The sequence below is a fragment of the Ostreibacterium oceani genome (assembly GCF_009362845.1).
GTDB classification, from domain to species: domain Bacteria; phylum Pseudomonadota; class Gammaproteobacteria; order Cardiobacteriales; family Ostreibacteriaceae; genus Ostreibacterium; species Ostreibacterium oceani.
Map to the genome: position 1 here is coordinate 1 of NZ_WHNW01000003.1, position 12,984 is coordinate 12,984.

The window sequence follows — 12,984 nt, forward strand, 5'->3', positions numbered from 1 at the left end:
ATCGGTTACTCGCCATTGTCTGGTTTGATAAAGACGCCAAATCTCTTGGCGATCAAGCGGTGTTAAGCGTATTCGTTTGTGCATGTTCATTACAGTATTCTCTCAAAAAATACTGTAAACAACCCGAAGAAATCTTACAGATAAGCCATCTAACCATCAATTAACCCGCTGTTGAATATCAGCAGGGATGTCGATGCCTTGGGACTGTGCCAGCTCGACAAAGCGCTTGTAGTTTTCGTTTGCTTTTGCGTTATCGCCTAGGGCCTCATAGCCGCGACCTAGGACAAAATACGCTTGGGTGATACTGTTGTCAAAATTAACGACATTTGTCGCCACTAAAATCGCTTCGTTATGTAGTTGATAGCTCAATAACCACACCGCCATCTGTGTATATTGCTGTACCGTGTCGGCAGACATCGGGTATTTTTTTAGGTAAGCGGTATAGCGACCTATTCGGCTATAGTAGTAAGAGTTAGATTTTGCAGGGATGAAATCAGTATCATCGTATTTTGGATTTAATGGCATTAATATTTCATCGAGACTTCTCGTAATTTCATATGATTCTTGGCAAGTCTTAGATTCTGCTTTTTCGGCAAGATACTCAGAAAAAGGAGCTAGGTCAGTTTCATAACGGGTAACTTTATTGATAGTTAAAGGATGGTCTATTAGAACTTCACATGTTGTCAATAACCCATCAACGTCATGCTGCTCATAACCCTCGTAACTCATTTTAACAATGTTAAGTGTAGCGGCATTAATAGTCATTGCCCCCCCACCCGGCGTTACAACCATATATAACGATTTCTTGCCAGATATTTGTTCAACATAACCTGGGCCGTGAAGATAGCCTCCAAGATAACCCTTTTGACCTGAGTCATTTTGGCATTCAACCAAAGCGGCTCCTGCGTTTTTATAATCCGATTTGTTGAGTGACGGAAATTTTTCCTGAAACTGTTCATCGGTTATATTTTGTAAGTCTATTGCGCGACATTCGGCGGCCAGAAGATAGCCTGGAAAAAATAACAGGGTTAGTGTGATACCTTTTAAAATATTCATTCAATGCCCCAATATTCTTTGATTTTATTAAATTTGCTTTTTCGATTAGATAGTCCATTTGTACCACCATTGACCATAAACGATCGCTCAGAAAGACAAGCCGCTTCATTGGTTACGACTTCTTTTGCTGGATTTCTCACGTCTGACGGTTTGAAAATGAAGTCATCCCTTTTGTTTCAATTGCTGTGTTTTCTTTTTTAACTTTGATAAAATTGATGTTTTTCTTAGGCATGACGGCCTATTTTGATGAAATTTTGCGCCCAACTAACTGTTCAATATAAGCCACGTTAAACAATATCCATAGCACCAATGGTGTGACTGGGGGCAGCAACAGCGTCGCAATCTGATAGCTGACACCTAATACGTTCAAGTATTCGCTGACCAAAGGAAAATGACTGCTGATAGCAGGCGGCGAAAAATACACCAGTTGCATCAATGCTTGCGTGCTAATGCCAATCAGTTGTACGACTAAAAAGACCAAATATGCAATGCCAATCTCTCGCCATTTTTTGCCTTCGTCTTTGTTGGTGGCGAGTGTCAAGGCGGCAAATAGCGCCAGCCCATAACCATAAATCAGCGGCGTGGTAGCGGCAAATACAGGTTGGTCGCCAGGCGGCGGAATGCTGGTCATGATTTGAAATTGTTGGTTGATGACACGAAAACCTTCGGTAGCGCTGTAGTGCATTTTGACATCGGTAATGGTCCCTTGACTTAAGAAACCCAGCACCCATTCAGAGAGCCAAATCAGTGGAATGTTTAAGACACGGGCGCAAACAAACCATGCGACAAAACAAATAATAGACCACATCAGTGTTTCGGCAAAAAAACGATAGATATTTTTGGTCGGTTGGTTGGCGTTTGACATATTGGTGTTCATGATTGTTGTATGGCGGCCGTTGATGCGTTGTCTGCAGGTTGTCGGTTATTCGGTGGTTGGTCCGATGGCGGATTTTCATTAGGTAGTTTAGAGAGCCAAATTAAAAAGACAACCAAGGCATCCAAAATAATCAGCGCTTGCCATGCATAGTAATGCGCAAAATCAAACAGGCCTTTATCCCATTGGCCTAAGTAAAACAAGCTAATGACGCGCACGACATTGAGTGCTTGGATGGCAATAAAACCAATCACGAGCCCCCATAGTTTTTGCCAGCCAATGGGGCAGTAAAACTGGGTCAGCAAAACAAAGGCAAAGGCAATAAGCGATTTGCCAAACCAAGCATCCCATCCGAGTGGAAATAGCATAATGACAATAACACCTAAAACAACCCAGCGAAACCGCAAGTAGCTGTAGGGTGGAAATGCCATAATCGCAGCCACAAGGACTAACCAAGCCTCAATGCCATTGCAGCCTGCGACAATCTCAACCCCTGCGAAATTTTGGCTGTTTTGACTCGGGTCTGTGAGAATCTGCACGCCTGCGCTGGTTACGTCATCGTCGAATAAATGGATGAGGCTTGCGCTAATTTTTGCCAGCAGCTCGGTCCAAGGTTGTGTTAGCGTTGCATAGACGGTTGCTTGAAAATGAAAAACAAATATCGCAATCGCGGATAAACTAAAAATAATTAAAAAGGATCGCATCGCGAATTCTCCGTTATCGAATTGATAAGAGTTGATAAGAGTTGATAAAGATTAATAATTTAATTACCCATCTCACTGTAAACTCGCACATATTTTAACACAAATTATAGAAAGTGGTTGGTTCGTCTCGTTTAAAAGGGATAAGAAGGCAGTCATGCGCTGGGTATTTTTTATACTCAGCAAGACTTGTGCTTTACCTTGGGGCAATTTGCCGTATAATAGTCAGTGGCTACACTGGTCCTTCGTGACAACCAACTGTGAACCCCGTCAGGCCCGGAAGGGAGCAGCGGCAGCAGCGACGTTGTGCACCGAAGTCCGCTGGTGTAGCTTATTTTTTTTGCCACCAACGTGGCTTCTAACCCACGTTATTTTTAACTTATGCTGTGGATTGTTTTTTATCAGCGCTTGTCTTGTTGACCTTTCTTTTGTTTTGCTTTCTTTTGTCTTTGCGGCATCGGTAAAATCTTTTATAATGCATTGATGACTTATTGCGTCTTAGCCAGAAAATGGCGACCTCAAACTTTTCACGATTTGGTGGGCCAAGCTCACGTGGTGAAAGCCCTTGCCTATGCATTATCCCAAGATAAAGTTCATCATGCGTACTTGTTTACGGGGACGCGTGGCGTAGGGAAAACATCGATTGCTCGAATTTTTGCAAAATCACTTAACTGTGAGACCAACGGCGTGTCTCCTAATCCCTGTGGGACGTGCCAAAGCTGCCAAGAAATTGCCGATGGGCGTTTTGTTGACTTAATCGAAGTCGATGCCGCGTCACGCACCGGTGTTGATGAAACGCGTGAATTAATTGATAGTGTCGCGTATCTGCCGACCAAGGGGCGTTACAAAGTCTATTTGATTGATGAAGTTCACATGTTCTCTAAAAGTAGCTTTAATGCGCTACTCAAAACGCTAGAAGAGCCGCCGCCGCACGTTAAGTTTATTTTGGCGACAACAGACCCTGATAAACTCCCGAATACGATTTTGTCACGGTGCATCCAGTTTAGCCTAAAATCACTGACCGATAGGCAAATTCAGCAGCATTTACACCATATTTGTGATAGTGAGCGCATTGGCTTTGAAGACAACGCATTATCAATTTTGGCAAAAGCAGGGCGCGGTAGTTTGCGCGATACGCTGAGTTTAACCGATCAAGCGATTACGTATGGTCAAGGCAAATTGACTGTGCAAGCGGTATCAGAGATTTTAGGGACAATTCATCCAGCAGATATTGAGGCGATTGTATTTGCCATCGCCACCAATAATGCGAATCAACTCAGCGCAGCGGTTCGGCGATTAGACCAATACGATATTGATGCAGTGACTTTTTTGACAGAATTAATGCAGCGCTTGCAGGCAATGGCTTGGGCAAAAGAAGGCATTGTTAATTCGCTTTCTGCTGCGCTATCAAGCACAGTGCACGATATCCCCAAGCCTTTGTTGCACCTTTGGTATGATATCGCCGATAAGTCCTTGACGCAATTGCACCAACATCATGATGCCAAACAGGTAATCGAAATGACCTTGTTGCGTATGCTGGCGTTTATTCCAGAGGATTGGGTGCCACGCCACCGCACACTACTAGCGGATACGTATTCTGATGACAGCGATTCAAATGAAGCGCTAGGTAAAGCAGAAGTTAGCGCAGATGCTGCCCTGAATACTGCCCCTGACGCACCAATAGAAAGCGCACCAATAGAAAGCGCACCAGACAATGGATTTGCCCAACACGTAAAATCCAGTCCAGTTGATGCGGCGGACAGTTTATTAGCGGCAGAATCTGAGTTTTTCGACCAAGCTGAACAAGCTGAACAAGTTGAACGCTGCGATACCCCAGAGACAGCCACCTCGTCGGCTACTCCAGGTGTGTCAGAGATAGGCGCGACAGAGATACAATCAAACTCAGCGGCACTGACGCTACCTGAAATAACGCAACATCCAGAAATTCCAGCTGCACCCGAACACACAGCGACTGAGTCGCACCCCTATAATTTATCAAACACGCCTGCAAATGATAATGACCCTACGCCCTCTATGGAGGCGGTACGCGCGGTGATGAAAAGTGCGCGCGACATAACCGCGCCAGCCGAAATGCCAGCCGAAATGCCAGCCGAAATGCCAGCCGAAATGCCAGCCGAAATGCCAGCCGAAATGCCAGCCGAAATGCCAGCCGAAATGCCAGTCGAGATGCCAGCCGAAATGCCGATTGAAAAAGACACCGAAGTGTTGTCAAACGATAGGATAGATAATAAGGTAGGTAATAGCGTAGATGACGGCGGAAACAGCAGTGAAAACAACGAAAAAAATGATAGCGCAGATGGTGCTTTGCTATCGAAAATAGCGGTATTCGATTGGTTTGATGCCATCGAAAATTTGGGGCTATCTGATTTTACCTATCACTTTGTCAGCGCTGGCGTATTGCGTATTGAGGCGAATCAAGGCAGGGCTGATGCTATTTTGGATTTATTGCCGGCTAACGAAGTGCTCGTGACACCCGATAGTATGACAGAGCTGAGCGAGGCGCTGTCATGCTATTTTGCTCAGCCGATAAACGTGCGAGTCAACTATACCGATATTCGTTGCGAAACCCCAGCGGAACGACAAAAAAAAGCGCAAGTCGATGCCGATCAAGCCGTCATCACGGCATTTACGCAACATCCTATTGTGCAGCAAGTGGTGAATGAATTTGAGGCAAGAATTTTGACAAATACCATTAAGAAAATGGACAAAAAACCGTCATAATGTGCGTGCTGTGTATGAACATCATACGGTTTTATTTTCATCGGTATTGGGTCGGCTGACTGGGCTGAGTAGGCTGGTTAGGCGCATAATGATAATCACAAGATTGACGAAAAATAAATGATAACGAGAGAGGTAACTAATATGTTTGGTGGAAATATGGGCGGTATGCTCAAGCAAGTGCAAAAAATGCAAGAAAACATGGAAAAAGCACAAAAAGAACTAGAAAATATCGAAGTAGAGGGTGAGTCGGCAGGCGGTTTGGTCAAAATTACGGCCACGTGCAAAAATGTTGTCAAACGTGTGAATATTGACGAGACTTTGCTGAGTGAAGACCGCGATATGCTCGAAGATTTAGTCGCGGCAGCCCTCAATGATACGCTAAGAAAAGCCGAAGAAAAAGCCGCCGAACATATGTCAGAGCTGACCAATGGCATGCAGCTGCCACCCGGTATGAAAATGCCCTTTTAACCGAAATAGTTACTGTTAGCAATCATGCTAAAAATAGGCGATACACGCTTAATGCGGAGCAAATTATAACGCGATGTTTTCTGAAAAAGTTGAGCACCTTATCCAAGCACTTAGTTTGATGCCTAGCGTGGGAAAAAAAACCGCACAGCGGTTAGCGATTCATCTATTGCAGCATGACCGCGCTGCAGCGACGCAAATTGCCAATGCCATTAACGCTGCCGTAGGCAGTGTGGGTAGTTGTCAGCGTTGTCGCAATTTGAGTGAACATCCCATTTGTCATATTTGTCGTGATAGCCGCCGCAATGACAGCTTGATTTGTGTGGTTGAGGGGCCGATGGATGTGATTGCGATTGAACAATCGACTAACTTCTCAGGCCGATATTTTGTCCTGATGGGACATTTGTCGCCGTTGGATGGGATTGGCCCCAATGAATTGGGGTTGGATATATTAGAGGCCACGCTACAATCAGGTCAAACACAAGAGCTGATTCTAGCGACGAATGTTAATGCAGAGGGTGATGCAACGGCCTATTATTTGGCGGAACTCGCTAGAAAATATGGCGTGTCGACCAGCCGTATTGCGTTTGGTGTGCCGATGGGTGGCGAATTAGAATACACAGACAGCTATACACTGGGTCACGCATTTGAAAGGCGAACACAGTTTTAATCGCAAGCTCAAACAATCAATCAAATAGCCAAATAGCTAAGTAGTCTTCGTATCCACTACCCAAAAAATGAATTATAACGCAACGCAACGAAACGAAACGAAACGAAGGGAAGCGAATCACACTGAAACCATTTTGATTAGCCTAGCGTAAATAGACGTATAAACGACAAAGCCAGTCTAGTGATGAATCATGCTGATAAATCATAGCTGATGAATTATCTGGTCTAGTATCTGGTCTAGTCAGAGCAACCTAAACACGCGAGTCCCTGAGTCACTTGATGAAAACGTTATGAAAGCACCGTCAAATCGTACACCGTCAAATCGTAAAAACCTGCTAAAAATCGCTGTTATCTCTGTGGTGATGATGGCGATTGTGGCGTTTTTTGCATTAGACTTGTCGCAGTATATGCAGCTCGATTACATCCAGCAGCAACGCGCGGTGTTTGCCGCCTATTATGATGCCAATCGTCTGTTGGTGTTGTTGGGTTTCTTTTTGCTGTATGTGATAGCGACGGCGCTTTCATTGCCCATTGCGGCCATACTGACGTTATTAGCAGGCGCTTTGTTTGGCTTTTTGCTTGGGTTAGTCGTTGTCTCATTTGCGAGTAGCATCGGTGCGAGCCTCGCTTTTTTGTTTTCGCGGTTTATTTTTCGGGATACCGTTCAGCAAAAATATGGTCATTATTTGGAAAAAGTGAATCAAGGTATCAAAAAAGAAGGTGCATTTTACTTGTTTGCACTGCGCCTTGTGCCTGTGGTGCCTTTTTTCGTGGTGAATTTATTAATGGGGCTGATGCCAATTCGGTTGTGGGTTTTTTATGTGGTTAGTCAAATCGGCATGTTGGCAGGTACCGCCGTTTATGTCTATGCAGGGACGGAGCTGGGGCAAATCACGGCATTATCGGATATTATGTCACCGACGCTGTGGATTGCTTTTGTTTTATTAGGGTTACTGCCGTTACTGTCGAAAAAAATATTGGCGGTGATGCGTAAAAGACACGCGACTAACGTATAACGCTAGCCATATAACCCCAACAGCACCAAGCTAACACTAAATAAACGTAACTAAATAAAAAAATGTATATTAATTCAAATAGAGATAAGCAAAAAAAGGCAACCGATGAGCGTTTTTGAATGAAAAAATTTGACTATAATCTAATTGTGATTGGTGCAGGCGCAGCGGGTCTTGTGTCGAGTTATATCGCCGCCGCAACCAACGCCAAGGTCGCCTTAATCGAACAGCATAAAATGGGCGGTGATTGCCTCAATACCGGTTGTGTACCGAGTAAAGCGCTGATAAAAACGGCCAAAGTGCTGTCGCAAATCCAACAGGCCGAAGATTTTGGCTTAGGTCAAGCACATGTAGAATGGGACTTTCAGACGGTGATGCAGCGAGTACAACGGATTATTGCCACCATTGAACCACACGATTCGGTTGAACGCTATAGCCAACTGGGCGTTGATTGTATTGCAGGGCAAGCTAGCATTACGGGTGCGCACGAAGTGTTAGTCAACGGTAGCGCGCTGACGGCACGCGCAATTATTGTCGCAACGGGGGCTCGTCCACGCGTGCCAGATTTGCCTGGATTGGCTGATATTGCTTATTTGACCAGTGATAATTTGTGGCAACTGTCTGCATGCCCAGAACGTCTTGCCATCATTGGTGGTGGGCCGATTGGCGTGGAAATGGCGCAGGCTTTTGCACGATTAGGCGCAAATGTGACCATTATTGAGCGCTCACCGACGCTTATGTCCAGAGAAGATGCCAATGTCACTGATTTTATCGAAGCGCGATTACGTCAAGCGGATGTGACGGTGCTAACCCAACATGAAGTCGAGGGCTTTAGTCCAAAGACGGTCACTTGTCTGCATCAAGGAGAACGGGTTGACGTTGGATTTGACCAAGTGCTGATTGCATTAGGGCGCCAAGCCAATATTGAAGGTTTTGGCCTTGAAACACTGGGTGTTCAGCTAAATAAAACAGGCACGGTGGCAGCGAATGCGCTGATGCAGACGAATATTCCGAGCATTTATGTCTGCGGTGACGTGACTGGTCCGTATCAGTTTACGCATGCAGCGGCACATCAAGCATGGTACGCCAGTATTAATGCGTTGTTTTCGCCGTTTAAACGATTTAAAGTCGATTATCGGGTGATTCCTTGGGTGACTTTTACTGATCCAGAGGTTGCCCGTGTCGGATTGAATGAAAAATCTGCACAAGCCGACGGCGTTGCCTATGAAGTATCGACGTATCATCTCAGTGATTTAGACCGCGCGATTACGGAATCCGAAGCGTATGGATTCATTAAGGTGCTGACTCGGCCAAAAAGTGATAAAATCCTTGGGGTAACGATTATCGGCGCGCATGCAGGTGAGTTGCTCGCGGAGTTTGTACTGGCGATGAAGCACGGCATTGGTTTAAATAAAATACTGGGTACCATTCATGCCTACCCCACCTTTACCGAGGCGAATAAATATGTGGCGGGGCAGTGGCGCCAAGCGCATAAGCCAAATTGGGCGATGCGTTTGTTGAGGCGGTTTCATACGTGGCGACGATGAGGTTGTTGCCTAGGTGGTCGGTGGTCCGTTTTGTATCGTCTATTCATTATAGCCTATTTTTGCAATCCCAAACGCATCATTAATGCGTTGGTCATGATTAAAAGAGGAGAATTTTATGGAACAACCCCGTTTCGCTGAGACGTTAGCATCGCACGGCATTGTATTAAAACGTGAACAGCTCAAAACATTACAAGTCAATATTGGTAAACGTTGCAACCAAGCTTGCCATCACTGCCACGTTGAGTCAGGGCCTAATCGCACGGAAAACATGACGCAAGCGACGGTTCAACGATTGATTGAACTGCTCAGTAAAGCGCCAAGTATTGATACCGTTGATATTACGGGTGGGGCACCTGAGTTAAATCCGCATTTTCGACCCTTTGTCAGCGCCATTCGAGCAATGGGTAAACAAGTGATTGATCGTTGCAATTTAACGGTATTGTACGAACCAGGACAGACCGATACAGCCGAGTTTTTGGCCGAGCAAGAGGTGCAAATTGTGGCATCATTGCCATGCTATATGGAAGACAACGTTGATGCGCAACGGGGTAAAGGCGTTTTTGATAAAAGCGTTGCGGCACTGCGCAAACTCAATGCATTAGGCTATGGGCAGCCAGATAGCGGGCTTGAGTTGCATTTGGTCTATAACCCCGTCGGTGAGCATTTGCCGCCGCCACAGGCGTCGTTAGCAGCGGATTATCACAATCATTTGCAGACTATGTTTGGTATTGAATTTAACCAATTGTTTACGATTACCAATATGCCAATCAAACGCTATGCGCATTGGTTGGCAAGATTGGGTAAGCTTGAATCGTATATGCAGTTACTGATTGATAATTTTAATCCACAAGCCGCGCAAGCGGTCATGTGTCGCGATTTGATTTCGATTGGTTGGGATGGGCAAATTTATGATTGTGATTTTAATCAGATGCTGGACATTCCATTAAATGGAAAACCGCGTGATATTTGGCAGATTGACGATTTTTCAGCGATTGATTCGGGGGTTGCCGTTGCCGATCACTGTTATGGCTGTACGGCAGGTTCGGGTAGTTCCTGCGGCGGCGCGTTGCTTTGATGGAGGTGTTTAATCGTGACGAGTGAAATAGTGTGGCGATTAGGGGTGTTTTTTGCTGTATTGCTTGCTGTTGCATTGGCTGAGCACTGGCGACCTAAGCGGCAACTGACATTTGCCAAATCAAAACGCTGGACGAGGAATTTGGCTTTGGTTGTTGCGAATACGTTAGCATTGCGGCTGTTTGTGCCTTTTACGGCGGCAAGCGTTGCCATCTATGCAACGCAGCAAGACATCGGGCTATTTAATTGGCTCAATTTGCCCTTTTATTGGCAAGTCATCCTCTCGGTTATCGTGTTGGATTTGATTATTTATGGGCAGCATGTGGTTTTTCATTACGTCCCTTGGTTGTGGCGGTTGCACAAAGTGCATCACATTGATCAAGACATTGACGTCACCACGGGGTTGCGTTTTCATCCCTTGGAAATTATCATTTCTGCGCTAATAAAATGTAGTGCTGTGTGGTTATTGGGTGTGCCGTTTTTGGCGGTGGTGTTGTTTGAAATCTTGTTAAATGCGACTGCGCTGTTTAATCATGGCAACCTACGCCTACCGCACAACGTGGATCGTGTGCTGCGTAAACTATTGGTGACCCCCGATATGCATCGCGTCCATCATTCGACACGAGTAATAGAAACCAACAGTAACTTTGGATTTAATTTGTCGTGCTGGGATTATCTCTTTAAAACCTATCGAGCACAGCCAAAAGCAGGCCACCAAGCCATGAAAATTGGGCTATCGGCCTATCCCGATGCACAAAAAACAGGCTTTTGGTGGTTGTTGGTATTGCCATTTAAGCGGCAAGCAACGCGTAATCCGAGTACCGCGAATAACACGACACAGTCCGACCAGCCCGATCAGTCCGGCCAGCCAAAGTAAATCATCGATTATCAGAGGAGTTAATATGTTAGCAATTATTGGCGGCACAGGGCTGTATCAATTACCTGGATTGAATGTTATTGATAAAATTAAAATCGACACACCGTTTGGTCAGCCTTCGGCGCCGATTGTCAAGGCGGAGTGCTTAGGGCACACGCTGTTATTTTTACCGCGCCACGGTGAGCAGCATCAATTGATGCCGCATGAAATTAACTACCGTGCCAATATTTTTGCCTTAAAACAATTGGGCGCGCGGCAGTTATTGGGGGTTTCTGCGACGGGTAGCCTACGTGAATCCATTCATCCAGGGGCGTTTATTTTGCCAACCCAATACCTAGATTTGATTCGTGGTAATCGCGATAAAACGTTTTTTGGTCAAGGGGTTGTGGCACACGTTTCTACGGCAATGCCTGTTTGTCCCAACTTGACAGCGTGGGTGGCGGCACAGGCAAAACAACAAGGCATGACACTGCACCAAGACAAAGTCTATGCCTGCGTTGACGGGCCGCGCTTGGGGACAAAAGCGGAAAGTCATTTTTTACGGATGGTCGGGTGTGATGTCGTGGGGATGACAAATGTTCCGGAGGTGTTTTTGGCTCGCGAAGCGCAACTATGCTATGCCACGCTATGTATCGCAACCGACTATGATTGCTGGCAAGATGATCCCGCGCAGCATGTGACGGTCGCAGAGGTCATTGCACGCTATGGGCAGTCGCTTGAGCAAGCCAAGGCATTATTAACCGCATTGCTAGCGACACCGTTGCCGCCTATCGATGAGACGTATCGGCGAGCGTTAGATCAAGCCATTTTGACGCCAGACTCCGCGATAACTAACACACAACGCCGTTGGTTGAACGTGTTGATGCAATGATTAGCATGAGACGACAGTGGGCTATAGGGAGCGCGTTAAGCCACATTAAGCCAGCGCACATTAAGCTAGCGCACATTAAGCTAGCGCACATTAAGCCAGTCCACCTTAGCGTTGATGGAGTTAGTATTGATGCTGGCGTTGATGTTGGCGTTGATGTTGGCATTGAGACATCAATAAGCGCCGTATGAAGACACAGAGGCTGAGTTTGCCCCCCGTCACATTGTCGATTATTGTGCCCTTAGCCGATAATGAGACCGCTTGGCAGTTATTATTGTCACAGTTGACAAGGTTATTGCTAACGAAGACATCCACGGCTTATCGCGTACTTGATATCGTATTGGTTACCAGTCTGTCGGCTAACGATTTGTTTGCGCGGTTACAAGCCGATACGGCGACACAATCGCTACCTGAAGGTGGACAGTTGATAATCAAGCAAGCACCTGCTGGCCGGGCATCCCAGATGAATGCGGGCGCCGCCGTTGCCAACGGTGATTTTTTGTGGTTTTTACATGCCGATACCGTGTTGTCGGATAACAGTTTTGATGCGTTGGCGGATTCGATTAGCCAACACCCAACGCGATTGCATTATTTTGATTTGGCATTTTTAAAAGATGCGACGGCCTTAATGCGGCTTAATCAAATGGGTGTCAAACTACGTTCTCGGCTGGCACACACGCCATTTGGCGACCAAGGATTTTGTCTTGGTGCCGACTTATTTGAACAGCTTGGTGGATACCCAGAACAGGCCGCCTATGGTGAGGATCACCTGCTCGTGTGGCGGGCGCGGCAACAGGGGATTTGCTTGCAACCCGTTGGCAGCTGGTTATGGACCAGCGCACGGAAATATCAACACCAAGGCTGGCTAAGGACAACCATTCGACATCAAATATTGTGGTTGCGGCAAGCATGGCCTGAATGGCGCCAATTACGTCGATTGCGCCGATTGCGGCAACAACAACGGCAACACAAAATACAAAAACCGTTAGGCGATAGAAAATAATATGATGGATACAACGCAAGAGACGAAACAATCGGCAAAAAACGGCCTAAGACAAGCGCGATGCGTCACAGCGAATGCGTCACAGCGAATGCGTA

12 protein-coding genes, 1 other RNA gene and 1 pseudogene are annotated in these 12,984 nt (G+C 46.0%); 11 read left to right on the plus strand and 3 right to left on the minus strand.

What is annotated here, in order from left to right; genetic code table 11:
• Positions 1–156: 156 nt before the first annotated feature.
• The 3 genes from GCU85_RS03345 to GCU85_RS09935 all read right to left on the minus strand — a co-directional run bounded on the left by GCU85_RS03345 (position 157) and on the right by GCU85_RS09935 (position 2,634).
• On the minus strand, positions 157–1,056 hold the full coding sequence (locus tag GCU85_RS03345) for a hypothetical protein (protein WP_152809367.1): 900 nt from the start codon (positions 1,054–1,056) through the stop codon (positions 157–159).
• A gap of 238 nt (positions 1,057–1,294) precedes the next feature.
• Entirely contained in the window at positions 1,295–1,921 is a 627-nt protein-coding gene (locus GCU85_RS03350) for an exosortase H-associated membrane protein (protein ID WP_152809369.1), read from the minus strand.
• 8 nt (positions 1,922–1,929) lie between these two features.
• A complete protein-coding gene (locus GCU85_RS09935; protein WP_218110511.1) occupies positions 1,930–2,634 on the minus strand; it encodes an archaeosortase/exosortase family protein in 705 nt (234 codons plus the stop codon).
• Between the two features lie 231 nt (positions 2,635–2,865).
• On the opposite strand from GCU85_RS09935, the gene ffs reads away from it, so the two are divergent.
• The 11 genes and pseudogenes from ffs to GCU85_RS03410 all read left to right on the plus strand — a co-directional run bounded on the left by ffs (position 2,866) and on the right by GCU85_RS03410 (position 12,889).
• Positions 2,866–2,962: signal recognition particle sRNA small type (gene ffs, locus GCU85_RS03360), an RNA gene on the plus strand.
• Between the two features lie 152 nt (positions 2,963–3,114).
• Positions 3,115–5,373, plus strand: coding sequence for a DNA polymerase III subunit gamma/tau (gene dnaX, locus GCU85_RS03365; protein WP_152809371.1), 2,259 nt, complete (start codon positions 3,115–3,117; stop codon positions 5,371–5,373).
• 141 nt (positions 5,374–5,514) lie between these two features.
• Positions 5,515–5,841: a YbaB/EbfC family nucleoid-associated protein gene (locus GCU85_RS03370; RefSeq protein WP_152809373.1), complete on the plus strand. Its 327-nt coding sequence runs from the start codon at positions 5,515–5,517 to the stop codon at positions 5,839–5,841.
• A 73-nt stretch (positions 5,842–5,914) separates the two neighbouring features.
• Positions 5,915–6,508, plus strand: coding sequence for a recombination mediator RecR (recR, locus tag GCU85_RS03375; protein WP_152809375.1), 594 nt, complete (start codon positions 5,915–5,917; stop codon positions 6,506–6,508).
• 289 nt (positions 6,509–6,797) lie between these two features.
• Complete coding sequence (locus GCU85_RS03380; RefSeq protein ID WP_152809378.1) at positions 6,798–7,523, plus strand: TVP38/TMEM64 family protein; 726 nt, start codon at positions 6,798–6,800, stop codon at positions 7,521–7,523.
• Between the two features lie 122 nt (positions 7,524–7,645).
• Positions 7,646–9,067, plus strand: a pseudogene (locus GCU85_RS03385) (dihydrolipoyl dehydrogenase family protein); the annotation flags it as partial.
• A gap of 115 nt (positions 9,068–9,182) precedes the next feature.
• Positions 9,183–10,142 (plus strand): arsenosugar biosynthesis radical SAM (seleno)protein ArsS, encoded by a 960-nt coding sequence (arsS, locus tag GCU85_RS03390; protein ID WP_152809382.1) that lies wholly within the window; start codon positions 9,183–9,185, stop codon positions 10,140–10,142.
• A gap of 15 nt (positions 10,143–10,157) precedes the next feature.
• Entirely contained in the window at positions 10,158–11,018 is an 861-nt protein-coding gene (locus tag GCU85_RS03395) for a sterol desaturase family protein (protein ID WP_218110512.1), read from the plus strand.
• Positions 11,019–11,043: 25 nt separating this feature from the next.
• On the plus strand, positions 11,044–11,889 hold the full coding sequence (gene mtnP / locus GCU85_RS03400) for an S-methyl-5'-thioadenosine phosphorylase (RefSeq protein WP_152809384.1): 846 nt from the start codon (positions 11,044–11,046) through the stop codon (positions 11,887–11,889).
• Between the two features lie 5 nt (positions 11,890–11,894).
• A complete protein-coding gene (locus GCU85_RS03405) occupies positions 11,895–12,077 on the plus strand; it encodes a hypothetical protein (protein ID WP_152809386.1) in 183 nt (60 codons plus the stop codon).
• Positions 12,074–12,889 (plus strand): glycosyltransferase, encoded by an 816-nt coding sequence (locus tag GCU85_RS03410; protein ID WP_152809388.1) that lies wholly within the window; start codon positions 12,074–12,076, stop codon positions 12,887–12,889. Before GCU85_RS03405 ends, GCU85_RS03410 begins: the two co-directional genes overlap by 4 nt.
• The last annotated feature ends 95 nt before the right edge of the window (positions 12,890–12,984 follow it).